The organism is Stenotrophomonas sp. Sm6012 (assembly GCF_030985895.1).
Classification (GTDB): Bacteria; Pseudomonadota; Gammaproteobacteria; order Xanthomonadales; family Xanthomonadaceae; genus Stenotrophomonas; species Stenotrophomonas forensis.
The window spans coordinates 1-16,393 of record NZ_JAPTFX010000108.1; the positions used below are offsets into that span (position 1 = coordinate 1).

At 63.4% G+C, this 16,393-nt stretch carries 12 protein-coding genes, 1 tRNA gene and 1 pseudogene; all 14 read left to right on the forward strand.

The features are described 5' to 3' along the window. Positions 1-77: pseudogene (locus tag O0J73_RS16290) on the forward strand (elongation factor Tu); the annotation flags it as partial. 102 nt (positions 78-179) lie between these two features. Then, positions 180-255 (forward strand) — tRNA-Trp (locus O0J73_RS16295). Positions 256-304: 49 nt separating this feature from the next. After that, a complete protein-coding gene (secE, locus tag O0J73_RS16300; protein WP_004154361.1) occupies positions 305-718 on the forward strand; it encodes a preprotein translocase subunit SecE in 414 nt (137 codons plus the stop codon). A gap of 10 nt (positions 719-728) precedes the next feature. After that, positions 729-1,289: a transcription termination/antitermination protein NusG gene (gene nusG, locus O0J73_RS16305; protein ID WP_004154362.1), complete on the forward strand. Its 561-nt coding sequence runs from the start codon at positions 729-731 to the stop codon at positions 1,287-1,289. 284 nt (positions 1,290-1,573) lie between these two features. Beyond that, positions 1,574-2,002: a 50S ribosomal protein L11 gene (rplK, locus tag O0J73_RS16310; protein WP_004145248.1), complete on the forward strand. Its 429-nt coding sequence runs from the start codon at positions 1,574-1,576 to the stop codon at positions 2,000-2,002. A gap of 4 nt (positions 2,003-2,006) precedes the next feature. Then, positions 2,007-2,705, forward strand: coding sequence for a 50S ribosomal protein L1 (gene rplA / locus O0J73_RS16315; RefSeq protein WP_004154350.1), 699 nt, complete (start codon positions 2,007-2,009; stop codon positions 2,703-2,705). A 384-nt stretch (positions 2,706-3,089) separates the two neighbouring features. Further along, positions 3,090-3,626, forward strand: a complete 537-nt coding sequence (gene rplJ, locus O0J73_RS16320; RefSeq protein ID WP_005408203.1) for a 50S ribosomal protein L10 — start codon at positions 3,090-3,092, stop codon at positions 3,624-3,626. Between the two features lie 63 nt (positions 3,627-3,689). Beyond that, positions 3,690-4,058, forward strand: a complete 369-nt coding sequence (rplL, locus tag O0J73_RS16325) for a 50S ribosomal protein L7/L12 (RefSeq protein WP_004154353.1) — start codon at positions 3,690-3,692, stop codon at positions 4,056-4,058. A gap of 307 nt (positions 4,059-4,365) precedes the next feature. Then, the gene (rpoB, locus tag O0J73_RS16330) at positions 4,366-8,520 is read left to right on the forward strand and encodes a DNA-directed RNA polymerase subunit beta (protein WP_004154354.1); all 4,155 of its coding nucleotides are present in this window, start codon (positions 4,366-4,368) and stop codon (positions 8,518-8,520) included. A gap of 87 nt (positions 8,521-8,607) precedes the next feature. Beyond that, a complete protein-coding gene (rpoC, locus tag O0J73_RS16335; RefSeq protein WP_004154358.1) occupies positions 8,608-12,831 on the forward strand; it encodes a DNA-directed RNA polymerase subunit beta' in 4,224 nt (1,407 codons plus the stop codon). 284 nt (positions 12,832-13,115) lie between these two features. Beyond that, complete coding sequence (gene rpsL / locus O0J73_RS16340) at positions 13,116-13,490, forward strand: 30S ribosomal protein S12 (RefSeq protein WP_004145320.1); 375 nt, start codon at positions 13,116-13,118, stop codon at positions 13,488-13,490. A 12-nt stretch (positions 13,491-13,502) separates the two neighbouring features. Further along, on the forward strand, positions 13,503-13,976 hold the full coding sequence (gene rpsG, locus O0J73_RS16345; protein WP_004145321.1) for a 30S ribosomal protein S7: 474 nt from the start codon (positions 13,503-13,505) through the stop codon (positions 13,974-13,976). A gap of 141 nt (positions 13,977-14,117) precedes the next feature. Next, on the forward strand, positions 14,118-16,259 hold the full coding sequence (fusA, locus tag O0J73_RS16350; protein ID WP_004154359.1) for an elongation factor G: 2,142 nt from the start codon (positions 14,118-14,120) through the stop codon (positions 16,257-16,259). Positions 16,260-16,310: 51 nt separating this feature from the next. Then, on the forward strand, positions 16,311-16,393 hold an 83-nt coding region (locus O0J73_RS16355; protein WP_042615313.1), incomplete at its 3' end, for a GTP-binding protein.

Below are 16,393 nucleotides of genomic sequence, written 5' to 3' on the forward strand. Positions count from 1 at the left end.
ACGAAGGCCTGCGCTTCGCCATCCGCGAAGGCGGCCGTACCGTCGGCGCCGGCGTGGTCTCGAAGATCATCGAGTAAGCCTGCAGTACCGGTGGTTGCATAGCGCCGCCGGTTACGCGAATGGCGGGCCGGGAACCTCGGTCCGCCTTCGCCGTCTAAGGGAAGGCAAGTTTTAAACGTACGCCAGTAGCTCAATTGGCAGAGCAGCGGTCTCCAAAACCGCAGGTTGGGGGTTCGAGTCCCTCCTGGCGTGCCATCTGCCCACCTTATCCAGCGGCCTGGGCCGCTAAAGCAGACACAGCCGGATGAATAGCAAGATCGAACACTCCAAGGACAACTCCGCCCACGGTGGAGATATCGTCAAGTATGTCGCCGCATCGCTGCTGGTGCTGGCCGGTCTGTTCGTCTGGTTCTGGTTCTCCGCCGACTCCGGTCGCGCCGCCCAGCTGGGTGCGTGGGCGGGTCAGCTGCGTGCGTTGGCGGTCGTGGTCGGTCTGGTTGGCGGTATCGGCGTGTTCATGCTGACCGGCAAGGGGCGCGACACCCGCGAATTCCTCTCCGAGTCGCGCTTCGAACTGCGCAAGGTGGTCTGGCCGACGCGCCAGGAAGCCATCCGCATGACGTGGGTCGTGATCGTCGTGGTGCTCATCCTCAGCCTGCTGCTGGGTGGCTTCGACTTCCTGATCCAGAAACTGACTCAGTGGTTCCTGAGCCGCTAAGGAGAATTGCATGAAGCGTTGGTACGTCGTTCACGCCTATTCGGGCTTCGAGAAGTCGGTGGCGCAGGCCCTGCGCGATCGCATCGTCCGTGACGGCATGGAAGAGCGCTTCGGCGACGTCCTGGTCCCGACCGAAGAAGTGGTCGAGATGCGCGCTGGCCAGAAGCGCCGTTCCGAGCGCAAGTTCTTCCCGGGTTACGTGCTGGTCCAGATCGAGACCCACGAAGAAGCCGGCATTCCGCGCATCGACAACGAAAGCTGGCATCTGGTCAAGGAAACCCCGCGCGTGATGGGCTTCATCGGCGGTACCGCCGATCGTCCGTTGCCGATCGCCGATTCCGAGGCCGAAGCCATCCTGAACCGCGTTCAGGAAGGTGTCGAGAAGCCGCGTCCGAAGGTGCTGTTCGAGCCGGGCCAGATGGTCCGCGTTACCGATGGCCCGTTCAACGATTTCAATGGCGTCGTCGAAGAAGTCAACTACGAGAAGAGCCGTCTGCGCGTCTCGGTGCTGATCTTCGGTCGTGCCACCCCGGTCGAGCTCGAGTTCGGCCAGGTCGAGAAGGCCGTCTGACCTGATATGTAGAGTCGAGCCTGCTCGACTTTCCGTTCAGTCGAGCAAGCTCGACTCTACAGATGGAAACCGGGCTTGGCCCGGTTTCTTTCGTTTACGTGCCGCTTCAGGCATGTGAAGAAAAAACCTGATATAGTGCGCGGCTCCCCGCTGGGAAGCCAGCAGGACGAGGCCACCGCAAGGTGGCCTTCGGCATGATTTCAAAACGCGATGCCGGGACGCGTGATTCCCGGTCCGATGGGGAGCCTGTTGTCGAAAGGCGCTAGCACCCGGAGAGCACTCACATGGCAAAGAAAGTTGTCGGTTACATCAAGCTGCAGGTGAAGGCCGGTCAGGCCAACCCCTCGCCGCCGGTCGGTCCTGCGCTGGGTCAGCGTGGTCTGAACATCATGGAATTCTGCAAGGCGTTCAACGCTGCCACGCAGAAGCTCGAGCCGGGTCTGCCGGTTCCGGTGATCATCACGGCCTACTCGGACCGTACGTTCACCTTCATCACCAAGAGCACCCCGGCTACCACCCTGCTGAAGAAGGCCGCTGGCATCTCGTCGGGCTCCAAGCGCCCGAACACCGAGAAGGTCGGCAAGGTCACCCGTAAGCAGCTGGAAGAGATCGCCAAGGCGAAGGAACCGGATCTGACTGCCGCCGACCTGGACGCCGCCGTGCGTACCATCGCTGGCTCTGCCCGTTCCATGGGCCTCGTGGTGGAGGGTTAATAAGATGGCACAGACCAAGCGTGAGAAGGCCATCAAGGCCGCCGTCGTTCCGGGCAAGGCATACGCCTTCGAGGACGCGATCAACATCCTGAAGAGCGCCACCAAGGCCAAGTTCGTCGAGTCGATCGACGTTGCCGTGCGCCTGGGCGTCGATGCGAAGAAGTCCGACCAGCAGGTCCGTGGCTCCACCGTGCTGCCGGCCGGTACCGGCAAGTCGGTCCGCGTCGCCGTGTTCGCTCCGGCCGGTGCCAAGGCTGACGAAGCCCTGGCCGCTGGCGCCGAAGCCGTCGGTATGGATGACCTGGCCGAGAAGATGCAGGCCGGCGATCTGAACTACGACGTCGTCATCGCGACCCCGGACGCCATGCGCGTTGTCGGTAAGCTGGGCACCGTGCTGGGCCCGCGCGGCCTGATGCCGAACCCGAAGGTCGGCACCGTTTCCCCGAACCCGGGTGAAGCCGTGAAGAACGCCAAGTCGGGTCAGGTCCGTTACCGCACCGACAAGGCCGGCATCATCCACTGCACCATCGGCAAGGCCGACTTCGCCGAAGACGCGCTGAAGTCGAACCTGACCGCGCTGCTGCTGGACCTGATCAAGGCCAAGCCGGCCACCTCGAAGGGCACCTACCTGCAGAAGGTTTCGGTCAGCTCGACGATGGGCCCGGGCGTCACCGTCGACCAGTCGTCGCTGACCCTGAAGTAATTGTTTGAAGCGGTCACGGTGCCCCGGGTGCCGTGACCGTGACATTTGAAGGCATCGCTGGCAGTGCATCGCCCGCGGTAGCCGTCAAAGACCGCAGGCGCGGTCGTGGCAATACCGGCGACGGGCACGGAAGCTCGATCTGGCAAGGAGTCGCCGCCGGAGCAGTCATGAGCGCTTAATCGATTCCCCCGAATCACCCTGCGTAGATGGTGCCCTTCTGGAGTTTTTCTGGTTCACGCATGTCTGGGATTTCCCTGATTGCCTCCAGGTCTGGAACGGCCCACCCCCCGGAACATCATCCCGATGTTCCCGGCGTCCAGGACGGATGCCGCACAGGACCGCACACGGCAGGAGCCGTAAGCGGAGTTCAATAGGAGGAGTGCAATGGCTCTCAATCTGTCCCAGAAGCAAGAAGTAGTCGCCGAGCTGGCAGACGTCGCCGCCAAGGCCCACTCCTTGATCGCAGCCGAATACGCTGGCACCACGGTCGCCCAGATGACCGCGATGCGCAAGCAGGCTCGTGAAACCGGTGTTTTCTTGAAGGTTGTCAAGAACACCCTGGCTTCGCGCGCCGTTGAAGGCACCGAGTTCGCAGTCGCCCAGGACCAGATGGTTGGTCCGCTGCTGTACGCGTTCTCGCTCGAGGAGCCCGGCGCTGCCGGTCGCCTGATCAAGGAAGCCGCCAAGGGCAACGACAAGCTGAAGGCTAAGGTCGTCGCCATCGGTGGCGAAGTGTTCCCGGCAAGCCACGTCGACGTGCTGGCCTCGCTGCCGACCCGCGATCAGGCCCTGGCCATGCTGGCCCGCGTCCTGACCGAGCCGGTCACGATGTTTGCCCGCGCCATCAAGGCCGTTGGCGAGAAGCAGGGTGGTGGCGATGTCGCCGCCGACGCTGCCGAGCCGGCCGCCGAGACCGCCTGAGTTTCGACTTACCGTGGTTCCTGACGGAACCTCAACCCAGAAAATCATCCAAAGGTATTAATCATGTCCCTTACCAACGAACAGATCGTCGACGCCATCGCCGAGAAGTCCCTGATGGAAGTGATGGAGCTGGTCAAGGCCATCGAAGAAAAGTTCGGCGTCTCCGCCGCCGCTCCGGTTGCCGTGGCTGCTGCCGCTGGCCCGGCCGCTGCTGTTGAAGAGCAGACCGAGTTCGTCGTCACCCTGAAGTCGGCCGGCGACAAGAAGGTCGAAGTCATCAAGGCCGTCCGCGCCATCACCGGCCTGGGCCTGAAGGAAGCGAAGGACCTGGCCGAAGCCGGCGGCGTCCTGAAGGACAACGCTTCGAAGGACGAAGCCGAGAAGATGAAGAAGGACCTGGAAGCTGCTGGCGCGACTGTCGAAGTCAAGTAAGCACTTCCTTTGCATCGTCATCGATTCACGGCGATGCAGCCAAGGCTGGGGGCGTAAGCCCCCGGCCTTTGGTCGTTTCATGCAATACAGGTTGTAACTGCGGCAAAAAGCCCAACACGGGCTGCGGTCAGACCCCGGCAGGCCAGCGCACGGCGCGGCAGCGGGGAGTGGTAGCAGACGAGTTGGCAGTTGGAAGTAGCGGGAGAAGGCGTGCTGGTGCCGGCAATACCAGCGACTTCCAACTGACAATTTCAAGTTCCCTTCAGGGTCGTGGACGCACGGCCCGCACAACAAGGTGGAAGACCTCATGACGTCCTATTCGTTCACCGAAAAAAAGCGTATCCGCAAGGATTTCGGCAAGCAGCGCTCGATCCTCGAAGTGCCGTTCCTGCTCGCCATCCAGGTGGATTCCTATCGTGAATTCCTGCAGGAAAACGTCGATCCGGCCAAGCGCACGGACCACGGCCTGCACGCTGCGCTGAAGTCGGTCTTCCCGATCGCCAGCTACAGCGGCAATGCCGCCCTGGAATACGTCGGCTACAAGCTGGGCGAGCCGGTCTTCGACGAGCGCGAGTGCCGCCAGCGCGGCATGAGCTACGGCGCCCCGCTGCGCGTGACCGTGCGCCTGGTGATCTACGACCGCGAGTCGTCGACCAAGGCCATCAAGTACGTGAAGGAGCAGGAGGTCTATCTGGGTGAAATCCCGCTGATGACCGAGAACGGCACCTTCATCGTCAACGGCACCGAGCGCGTCATCGTCTCGCAGCTGCACCGCTCGCCGGGCGTGTTCTTCGACCACGACCGTGGCAAGACCCACAGCTCGGGCAAGCTGCTGTACAGCGCCCGCATCATTCCTTACCGCGGTTCCTGGCTGGACTTCGAGTTCGACCCGAAGGACGCGCTGTTCACCCGTATCGACCGCCGCCGCAAGCTGCCGGTGTCGATCCTGCTGCGCGCGCTTGGCTACAGCAACGAAGAGATGCTGGCCGAGTTCTTCGAGATCAACACCTTCCACATCAACCCGGATGAAGGCGTCCAGCTGGAGCTGGTGCCGGAGCGCCTGCGTGGCGAAACCCTGGGCTTCGACCTCGCCGACGGCGACAAGGTCATCGTGGAAGCCGGCAAGCGCATCACCGCGCGCCACATCAAGCAGCTGGAAGCCTCGGGCATTGCCGCCCTGGCCGTGCCGGACGACTACATCGTCGGCCGCATCCTGTCGCACGACGTGGTCGATGCCTCGACCGGCGAACTGCTGGCCCAGGCCAACGACGAAATCACCGACGAGCAGCTGCAGAGCTTCCGCAAGGCCGGTGTCGATGCCGTGGGCACCCTGTGGGTGAACGACCTGGATCGTGGCCCGTACCTGTCCAACACCCTGCGCATCGACCCGACCAAGACCCAGCTGGAAGCCCTGGTCGAGATCTACCGCATGATGCGTCCGGGCGAACCGCCGACCAAGGATGCCGCGCAGAACCTGTTCCACAACCTGTTCTTCACCTTCGAGCGCTATGACCTGTCCGCGGTCGGCCGCATGAAGTTCAACCGTCGCGTGGGCCGCAAGGAAACCACCGGCGAAGCCGTGCTGTACGACCGCAAGTACTACGGCGAGCGCAACGACGAAGAGTCCAAGCGCCTGGTCGCCGCCCACGGCGACAGCTCCGACATCCTGGACGTGATCAAGGTCCTGACCGAGATCCGCAACGGTCGCGGCGTGGTCGATGACATCGACCACCTGGGCAACCGTCGCGTGCGTTCGGTCGGCGAAATGGCCGAGAACGTGTTCCGCGTGGGCCTGGTCCGCGTCGAGCGCGCGGTCAAGGAGCGCCTGTCGATGGCCGAGTCGGAAGGCCTGACCCCGCAGGAACTGATCAACGCCAAGCCGGTCGCCGCTGCCATCAAGGAGTTCTTCGGCTCCTCGCAGCTGTCGCAGTTCATGGACCAGAACAACCCGCTGTCGGAAGTCACGCACAAGCGTCGCGTCTCGGCCCTGGGCCCGGGCGGCCTGACCCGTGAGCGCGCCGGCTTCGAAGTGCGCGACGTGCACCCGACCCATTACGGCCGCGTCTGCACCATCGAAACGCCGGAAGGCCCGAACATCGGCCTGATCAACTCGCTGGCCGTGTACGCCCGCACCAACCAGTACGGTTTCCTCGAGACCCCGTACCGCAAGGTCGTGGACGGCAAGGTCTATGACGAAGTCGAGTTCCTGTCGGCGATCGAAGAGAACGAGTACGTCATTGCGCAGGCCAACGCGCTGACCAATGCCGACAGCGTGCTGACCGAGCAGTTCGTTCCGTGCCGCTTCCAGGGCGAATCGCTGCTGAAGCCGCCGGCGGAAGTCCACTTCATGGACGTCTCGCCGATGCAGACCGTGTCGATCGCGGCCGCGCTGGTCCCGTTCCTGGAGCACGATGACGCGAACCGTGCACTGATGGGCGCCAACATGCAGCGTCAGGCCGTGCCGACCCTGCGTGCGCAGAAGCCGCTGGTCGGTACCGGCATCGAGCGCGCCGTGGCGCGTGACTCCGGTGTGACCGTGAACGCCCGCCGTGGTGGCGAGATCGTGCAGATCGACGCCGCCCGCATCGTGGTCAAGGTCAACGAGGAAGAGATCGTTGGCGCCACCGACGCAGGCGTGGACATCTACAACCTGGTCAAGTACACCCGTTCGAACCAGAACACCTGCATCAACCAGCGTCCGCTGGTCCAGGTGGGTGACGTCATCGCCCGCGGCGACGTGCTGGCCGATGGTCCGTCCACCGACATCGGCGAACTGGCCCTGGGCCAGAACATGCTGATCGCGTTCATGCCGTGGAACGGCTACAACTTCGAAGACTCCATCCTGCTCTCCGAGCGCGTGGTGGAAGAGGATCGCTACACCACGATCCACATCGAAGAGCTGACCTGCGTTGCGCGTGACACCAAGCTGGGGCCGGAGGAAATCTCCGCCGACATCCCGAACGTCTCCGAGCAGGCGCTGAACCGCCTGGACGAGAGCGGCGTGGTGTACATCGGTGCCGAAGTCCGCGCCGGCGACATCATGGTCGGCAAGGTCACCCCGAAGGGCGAAAGCCAGCTGACCCCGGAAGAGAAGCTGCTGCGCGCGATCTTCGGCGAGAAGGCTTCGGACGTTAAGGACAGCTCGCTGCGCGTTCCGCCGGGCATGGACGGCACCGTCATCGACGTGCAGGTCTTCACCCGCGACGGCATCGAGAAGGACAAGCGCGCCCGTCAGATCGAAGAGTCTGAAATCAAGCGCGTCAAGAAGGACTTCGACGACCAGTTCCGCATCCTGGAAGCCGCCATCTACATGCGTCTGCGTTCGCAGATCGTGGGCAAGGTGGTCAACGGTGGCGCTGGCCTGAAGAAGGGTGACGTCATCAGCGACGCGTTCCTGGACGGCCTGAAGAAGGCTGACTGGTTCGCGCTGCGCATGAAGGACGAGGACGCCTCGGAAGCCATCGAACGCGCGCAGAAGCAGATCCAGGCGCACGAGAAGGAATTCGAGCGTCGCTTCGCCGACAAGCGCGGCAAGATCACCGCCGGTGACGACCTCGCGCCGGGCGTGCTGAAGATGGTCAAGGTGTTCCTGGCCGTGAAGCGCCGCATCCAGCCGGGCGACAAGATGGCAGGCCGCCACGGCAACAAGGGTGTGGTCTCCAACGTGGTGCCGGTCGAGGACATGCCGTACATGGCCTCGGGCGAAACCGTGGACATCGTGCTGAACCCGCTGGGCGTGCCGTCGCGTATGAACATCGGCCAGATCCTGGAAGTGCACCTGGGCTGGGCCGCCAAGGGCCTGGGTCGCAAGATCCAGGCGATGATGGAAGCCCAGGCGGCCGTTGCCGACCTGCGCAAGTTCCTGGACGACATCTACAACCACGACGACACCAACGTGGCCAACCGTGTCGACCTGTCGCAGTTCAGCGACGAGGAGCTGCTGCGCCTGGCCCGCAACCTGACCGACGGCGTGCCGATGGCCACCCCGGTCTTCGACGGCGCCACCGAAGCGGAAATCAAGCGCATGCTGGAACTGGCCGACCTGCCGAGCAGTGGCCAGACCCAGCTGTACGACGGCCGCACCGGTGAAGCCTTCGATCGCCACACCACCGTCGGTTACATGCACTACCTGAAGCTGAACCACCTGGTCGACGACAAGATGCACGCCCGTTCGACCGGTCCGTACTCGCTCGTCACCCAGCAGCCGCTGGGCGGCAAGGCGCAGTTCGGCGGCCAGCGCTTCGGTGAAATGGAAGTCTGGGCGCTGGAAGCCTACGGCGCGGCCTACACCCTGCAGGAAATGCTGACGGTGAAGTCCGATGACGTGCAGGGCCGCAACCAGATGTACAAGAACATCGTCGACGGTGAGCACGAGATGGTCGCGGGCATGCCGGAATCCTTCAACGTGCTCGTGAAGGAAATCCGCTCGCTGGCCATCAACATGGAACTGGAAGACAACTGATCCATGCCGGCGCGGCGGTCCGCCGCCGCGCCGCTGGCAGTCAACTGAAAGCCCATCGACACAGCATTCCTCCTTCTGGAGAACACCATGAAAGACCTGCTCAACCTCTTCAACCAGCAGCGCCAGACGCTGGACTTCGACGCGATCAAGATCGCGCTGGCCTCGCCGGACCTGATCCGCTCGTGGTCCTTCGGCGAAGTGAAGAAGCCGGAAACCATCAACTACCGTACCTTCAAGCCGGAACGTGACGGCCTGTTCTGCGCCGCCATCTTCGGCCCGGTGAAGGACTACGAGTGCCTGTGCGGCAAGTACAAGCGCATGAAGCACCGCGGCGTGGTCTGCGAGAAGTGCGGCACCGAAGTGACCCTGGCCAAGGTGCGCCGCGAGCGCATGGGCCACATCGACCTGGCCTCGCCGGTCGCGCACATCTGGTTCCTGAAGTCGCTGCCGTCGCGCATCGGCCTGATGCTGGACATGACCCTGCGCGACATCGAGCGCGTGCTGTACTTCGAAGCGTACGTGGTGACCGAGCCGGGCCTGACCGCCCTGGAACGCCGCCAGCTGCTGACCGAAGAGCAGTACCTGCAGGCCCGCCAGGAGCACGGTGACGACTTCGACGCCGCGATGGGCGCCGAGGCCGTGTACGAACTGCTGCGCACGATCGACCTGCAGTCGGAAATGACCCGCCTGCGCGAAGAAATCGCCGCCACCGGTTCGGAAACCAAGCTCAAGCGACTGACCAAGCGCATCAAGCTGATCGAAGCCTTCCTGGAATCGGGCAACCGTCCGGAGTGGATGGTCATGACCGTGCTGCCGGTGCTGCCGCCGGACCTGCGTCCGCTGGTTCCGCTGGACGGCGGCCGCTTCGCGACCTCCGACCTGAACGACCTGTACCGCCGCGTCATCAACCGTAACAACCGCCTGCGCCGCCTGCTCGAACTGAGCGCGCCGGACATCATCGTGCGCAATGAAAAGCGCATGCTGCAGGAATCGGTCGATGCGCTGCTGGACAACGGCCGTCGTGGCCGTGCCATCACCGGCACCAACAAGCGCCCGCTGAAGTCGCTGGCCGACATGATCAAGGGCAAGCAGGGTCGCTTCCGCCAGAACCTGCTCGGCAAGCGCGTCGACTACTCGGGCCGTTCGGTCATCGTGGTCGGCCCGTACCTGCGCCTGCACCAGTGCGGCCTGCCGAAGAAGATGGCGCTGGAGCTGTTCAAGCCGTTCGTGTTCGCCAAGCTGCAGCGCCGTGGCCTGGCCACCACCATCAAGGCCGCCAAGAAGCTGGTCGAGCGCGAAGAAGCCGAAGTCTGGGACATCCTGGAAGAGGTCATCCGCGAGCATCCGGTGATGCTGAACCGCGCGCCGACCCTGCACCGCCTGGGCATCCAGGCGTTCGAGCCGGTGCTGATCGAAGGCAAGGCCATCCAGCTGCACCCGCTGGTCTGCACCGCGTTCAACGCCGACTTCGACGGTGACCAGATGGCCGTCCACGTGCCGCTCTCGCTGGAAGCCCAGCTGGAAGCGCGTGCGCTGATGATGTCGACCAACAACATCCTGTCGCCGGCCAACGGCGAGCCGATCATCGTGCCGTCGCAGGACGTCGTGCTGGGTCTGTACTACATGACCCGCTCGCTGGAAAACAAGAAGGGCGAGGGCATGGCCTTCGCAAACATCGCCGAAGTCAAGCGTGCCTACGACAACCGCGTGGTGGAACTGCACGCGCGCGTCAAGGTCCGCATCACCGAGGTGGTGACCGACGAAGACGGCGTGAAGCAGAACAAGACCTCGATCGTGGACACCACGATCGGTCGCGCCCTGCTGGCTGAAATCCTGCCGGAAGGCCTGCCGTTCGCGCTGGCCAACACCGAGCTGACCAAGAAGAACATCAGCCGCCTGATCAACTCCAGCTACCGCCAGCTGGGTCTGAAGGACACGGTCGTGTTCGCCGACAAGCTGATGTACACCGGCTTCGCCTACGCGACCCGCGCCGGCGTGTCGATCGGCATCGACGACATGCTGATCCCGGACGAGAAGAAGGGCATCCTCACCGAGGCTGAAGCCGAAGTGCTGGAAATCCAGGAGCAGTACCAGTCGGGCCTGGTCACCGCCGGCGAGCGCTACAACAAGGTGGTCGACATCTGGTCGCGCACCAACGAGCGCATCGCCAAGGCGATGATGGACACCATCGGTACCGAGAAGGTGGTCAATGCCAAGGGCGAGACCATCGACCAGAAGTCGATGAACTCGCTGTACATCATGGCCGACTCCGGTGCGCGTGGTTCGCAGGCGCAGATCCGTCAGCTGGCCGGCATGCGTGGCCTGATGGCCCGCCCGGACGGCTCGATCATCGAGACGCCCATCAAGGCGAACTTCCGCGAAGGCCTGAACGTGCAGGAGTACTTCAACTCCACCCACGGTGCCCGTAAGGGTCTGGCCGATACCGCACTGAAGACCGCGAACTCGGGTTACCTGACCCGTCGTCTGGTCGACGTCGCGCAGGACGTGGTGATCACCGAGGTGGATTGCGGTACCACCGAAGGCCTGATCATGACCCCGATCGTGGAAGGCGGCGACGTGGTCGAGCCGCTGAAGGATCGCGTGCTGGGTCGCGTGGTGGCCGAGGACGTGTTCCTGCCGGGCAACGACGAAGATCCGATCGTCACCCGCAACACCCTGCTGGACGAGGCCTGGGTCGCCAAGCTGGAAGACGCCGGCGTGCAGAGCATCAAGGTGCGTTCGACGATCTCGTGCGAATCGGCCTTCGGTGTCTGCGGTCGCTGCTACGGCCGCGATCTGGCCCGTGGCCACCTGGTCAACATCGGTGAAGCGGTCGGCGTCATCGCCGCCCAGTCCATCGGTGAGCCGGGCACCCAGCTGACCATGCGTACGTTCCACATCGGTGGTGCGGCGTCGCGAGCTGCTGCGGTCGACAACATCACCGTCAAGACCACCGGCTCGGTCAAGTTCAGCAACCTCAAGTCGGTCGAGCACGCCAACGGCTCGCTGGTGGCGGTGTCGCGCTCGGGCGAAATCTCGGTGCTCGATGCCCACGGCCGTGAGCGCGAGCGTTACAAGCTGCCGTACGGTGCGACCATCACGTCCAAGGACGGTGATGCGATCAAGGCTGGCCAGACCGTGGCCAACTGGGATCCGCATAACCACCCGATCGTGTCGGAAGTGGCCGGCTTCATCCGTTTCATCGACTTCGTCGACGGCATCACCGTCATCGAGAAGACCGACGAGCTGACCGGCCTCGCTTCGCGCGAAATCACCGATCCGAAGCGTCGTGGTACCCAGGCCAAGGACCTGCGCCCGATCGTGCGCATCGTCGACGCCAAGGGCAACGACCTGTCGATCCCGGGCACCGACCTGCCGGCGCAGTACCTGCTGCCGCCGCGTTCGATCGTCAACCTGCAGGACGGCGCCCCGGTGGGCGTGGGCGACGTCGTCGCCAAGATCCCGCAGGAAGCGTCGAAGACCCGCGACATCACCGGTGGTCTGCCGCGCGTGGCCGACCTGTTCGAAGCGCGCAAGCCGAAGGATCCGGCGGTGCTGGCCGAGCGTTCGGGCATCATCAGCTTCGGCAAGGACACCAAGGGCAAGCAGCGCCTGATCATCAAGGACACCGATGGTTCGGAGCACGAAGAGCTGATCCCGAAGTACCGCCAGGTCATCGTGTTCGAAGGCGAGCATGTCACCAAGGGTGAAACCATCGTGGACGGCGAGCCGAGCCCGCAGGACATCCTGCGTCTGCTGGGTGTCGAACCGCTGGCGGCCTACCTGGTGAAGGAAATCCAGGACGTGTACCGCCTGCAGGGCGTGAAGATCAACGACAAGCACATCGAGGTGATCACCCGCCAGATGCTGCGCAAGGTCGAGATCACCGACCAGGGCAGCAGCAAGTTCCTGAACGGCGAGCAGGTGGAGCGCCAGCGCGTTATCGAGGAGAATGCGCGCCTGTCGACCCGCAACGAGCTGCCGGCGCACTTCGATCCGGTCCTGCTGGGTATCACCAAGGCATCGCTGGCGACCGAGTCGTTCATCTCGGCCGCGTCGTTCCAGGAAACCACCCGCGTGCTGACCGAAGCGGCCGTCCGCGGCACTTCGGACAACCTGCGTGGCCTGAAGGAAAACGTCATCGTCGGTCGCCTGATTCCGGCCGGTACCGGCCTGGCGTACCACAGCAACCGCCGCCGCGGCGCTTCCGGTCTCACCGAGTCGGAAATGCAGACCCTGGCCGGTACCCCGGCCGCGGTCGAGGCGCCGGTGGTTGAAGCCGAAGCTGAACAGGCATCGGGCGAAGAATGAGGTATCCGGTCCGGCCGCAAGGCCGGACCACCCCGTCGGTCCATCGATGGGATTGGGAAAGGGCAGGGGAGATCGTCCGCGATCGACCCTGTCAACCTGAACGGGGTACATGGAGGCCCCCCAGTAACGTCCCGGGATCAGGGACGGGCTTGACAGGAGGCGTTTGACTGCTTTCCTGGCAGGTTGCTACAATCGTCTGTCTCAGCAGGCCAAAATTTCGGCCTGCTTTAACATTTCCGCATCTCTGGTCGGATTTTCCGGCCACCAATCAGAAGAACCTACTGATGGCGACGATCAACCAGCTGGTCCGCAAGCCGCGGCAAGCGACCACCTACAAGAGTGCCTCGCCGGCGCTCGACAAGTGCCCGCAGCGCCGTGGCGTCTGCACCCGTGTCTACACCACCACTCCGAAGAAGCCGAACTCGGCTCTGCGCAAGGTTGCCAAGGTCCGCCTGACCAACCAGGAAGAAGTGATTTCCTACATCGGTGGTGAAGGCCACAACCTGCAGGAGCACTCCGTGGTCCTGATCCGCGGCGGTCGCGTCAAGGACCTGCCGGGTGTGCGTTACCACACCGTTCGTGGCTCGCTCGACGCCGCCGGCGTTGCCAAGCGTCGCCAGGCCCGTTCCAAGTACGGCGCCAAGCGTCCGAAGGCATAAGGAGAGACCACTATGTCGCGTAAGGGTAATACTCCGCAGCGTTCCGTCCTGCCCGATCCGAAGCACGGAAGCGAAACCATCGCCCGCTTCATCAACATGGTCATGCAGAGCGGCAAGAAGTCCGTCGCCGAAAAGATCGTGTATGGCGCCATGGACGTGATCACCGAGAAGAACAGCAGCGCCAACGCCATTGAACTGGTGCAGAAGGCTCTGGACAACGTCGCTCCGGCGGTCGAAGTCAAGTCGCGCCGCGTCGGTGGTGCCACCTACCAGGTGCCGGTCGAAGTGCGTTCGTCGCGCAAGATGGCCCTGGCCATGCGCTGGCTGATCGACTCCGCGCGCAAGCGTGGTGAGAACACCATGCCGAAGAAGCTGGCTGCTGAATTGATCGACGCCTCGGAAAACCGTGGCGGCGCCATCAAGAAGCGCGAAGAAACCCACCGCATGGCCGAAGCCAACAAGGCATTCGCCCACTACCGCTGGTGAGTTTGACGGCCTTGTAAAACAGGCAGGGCAGCACCACTTTGGTGCGTGCTGCCTCGCGGTCCCGGAAGGACTGCGCCAATCCGAAGGCCGCCGAAAGGCGGCGTTCGGCCATCCGAAATCCAAGAAATCTGAGAGGCTCCCGTGGCCCGTTCCACTCCCATCGAGCGTTACCGTAACTTCGGCATCATGGCTCACATCGATGCCGGCAAGACCACCACGTCCGAGCGCATCCTGTTCTACACCGGCAAGAGCCACAAGATCGGTGAAGTGCACGACGGCGCCGCCACCATGGACTGGATGGAGCAGGAGCAGGAGCGTGGCATCACGATCCAGTCCGCTGCCACCACCGCGTTCTGGAAGGGCATGGACAAGTCCCTGCCGGAGCACCGCTTCAACATCATCGACACCCCCGGGCACGTCGACTTCACCATCGAAGTGGAGCGCTCGCTGCGCGTGCTCGACGGTGCCGTCTTCGTCCTGTGTGCCGTCGGTGGCGTGCAGCCGCAGTCGGAAACCGTGTGGCGCCAGGCCAACCGCTACAAGGTGCCGCGCATCGCGTTCGTCAACAAGATGGACCGCACCGGTGCCAACTTCTACAAGGTCCGTGACCAGCTGAAGGCCAAGCTCGGCGCCGTCGCCGTGCCGATGCAGCTGCCGATCGGCGCCGAAGACGGCTTCAAGGGCGTCGTCGACCTGCTGAAGATGAAGGCCATCCATTGGGATGAAGCCTCGCAGGGCATGAAGTTCGAGTACGGCGAAATCCCGGCCGACCTGCAGGAAAAGGCTGAAGAAGCCCGCACCTACATGATCGAAACCGCGGCTGAAGCCAGCGAAGAGCTGATGGAAAAGTACCTGGGCGGTGAAGAGCTGGCCGAGGCTGAAATCATCAACGCGCTGCGTACCCGCACCCTGGCCACCGAAATCGTCCCGATGTACTGCGGTTCGGCGTTCAAGAACAAGGGCGTCCAGGCCATGCTGGACGGCGTGATCCAGCTGCTGCCGTCGCCGGTCGATGTGCCGGACGTGACCGGTACCGACGTGGACGATGAAAACGTCGCCATGACCCGCAAGTCCGACGACAAGGCTCCGTTCTCGTCGCTGGCCTTCAAGATCATCACCGATCCGTTCGTCGGCGCGCTGACCTTCTTCCGTGTCTACTCGGGCACCCTGAACGGTGGTGACACCGTCCTGAACTCGGTGAAGGGCAAGAAGGAGCGCATCGGCCGCATCCTGCAGATGCACTCGAACAACCGCGAAGAAATCAAGGAAGTTCTGGCCGGTGACATCGCCGCTGCCGTGGGCCTGAAGGACACCACCACCGGTGACACCCTGTGCTCGATCGACCAGCCGATCATCCTGGAGCGCATGACGTTCCCGGAGCCGGTGATCTCGATGGCCGTCGAACCGAAGACCAAGTCGGACCAGGAAAAGATGGGCCTGGCCCTGGGCCGCCTGGCGCAGGAAGATCCGTCGTTCCGCGTCAAGACCGACGAAGAATCCGGCCAGACCATCATCTCGGGCATGGGCGAGCTGCACCTGGACATCATCGTCGACCGCCTGAAGCGCGAGTTCAACGTTGAAGCCAACGTCGGCGCGCCGCAGGTTGCGTACCGCGAAACCATCACCCTGGCTGACGTCAAGTCGGACTACAAGCACGCCAAGCAGTCCGGTGGTAAGGGTCAGTACGGTCACGTCGTGATCGAGCTGTCGCCGATCACCGCTGAAGACCGTGCCGATGCCAAGATCGCTCCGCTGATCAAGGACGACTTCCTGTTCATCAACGACATCACCGGCGGCGTGATCCCGAAGGAATTCATTCCGTCGGTCGAAAAGGGCCTGCGCGAAACCATCACCAGCGGCCCGCTGGCTGGCTTCCCGGTCGTGGACGTCAAGGTGAAGCTGGTGTTCGGTTCGTACCACGACGTCGACTCCTCGGAAATGGCGTTCAAGCTGGCTTCGTCGATGGCCTTCAAGCAGGGCTTCGCCAAGGCCAAGCCGGTGCTGCTGGAGCCGATCATGAAGGTCGAGATCGTGACCCCGGAGGATTACCAGGGTGACGTGATGGGCGACGTCAGCCGTCGTCGCGGCGTGCTGCAGGGTTCCGACACCACCGGTGACGGCTCCGCTTCGATCATCAACGCGATGATCCCGCTGGGTGAAATGTTCGGCTACGCCACTGCGCTGCGTTCGCAGACCCAGGGCCGCGCCACCTTCACCATGGAATTCGACCACTACGAGCCGGCGCCGAACAACATCGCCGAAGCCGTCATGAAGAAGGGCTGAGCCTCGCTCAGCCTCTCCTGAAAACCACTTACAAAATCAAGGTATAGAACAATGGCAAAGGGTAAGTTCGAGCGCACCAAGCCGCACGTCAACGTCGGCACCATCGGTCACGTCGACCACGGCAAGACCACGCT

Excerpts from the sequence above, each read along its gene's own strand:
- rpoC (WP_004154358.1), top strand. The coding sequence starts at position 8,608 with ATGAAAGACCTGCTCAACCTCTTCAACCAGCAGCGCCAGACGCTGGAC.
- rpoB (WP_004154354.1), top strand. The coding sequence starts at position 4,366 with ATGACGTCCTATTCGTTCACCGAAAAAAAGCGTATCCGCAAGGATTTC.
- secE (WP_004154361.1), top strand. The coding sequence starts at position 305 with ATGAATAGCAAGATCGAACACTCCAAGGACAACTCCGCCCACGGTGGA.
- rplJ (WP_005408203.1), top strand. The coding sequence starts at position 3,090 with ATGGCTCTCAATCTGTCCCAGAAGCAAGAAGTAGTCGCCGAGCTGGCA.
- rplA (WP_004154350.1), top strand. The coding sequence starts at position 2,007 with ATGGCACAGACCAAGCGTGAGAAGGCCATCAAGGCCGCCGTCGTTCCG.
- rpsL (WP_004145320.1), top strand. The coding sequence starts at position 13,116 with ATGGCGACGATCAACCAGCTGGTCCGCAAGCCGCGGCAAGCGACCACC.
- rplK (WP_004145248.1), top strand. The coding sequence starts at position 1,574 with ATGGCAAAGAAAGTTGTCGGTTACATCAAGCTGCAGGTGAAGGCCGGT.
- rplL (WP_004154353.1), top strand. The coding sequence starts at position 3,690 with ATGTCCCTTACCAACGAACAGATCGTCGACGCCATCGCCGAGAAGTCC.
- rpsG (WP_004145321.1), top strand. The coding sequence starts at position 13,503 with ATGTCGCGTAAGGGTAATACTCCGCAGCGTTCCGTCCTGCCCGATCCG.
- nusG (WP_004154362.1), top strand. The coding sequence starts at position 729 with ATGAAGCGTTGGTACGTCGTTCACGCCTATTCGGGCTTCGAGAAGTCG.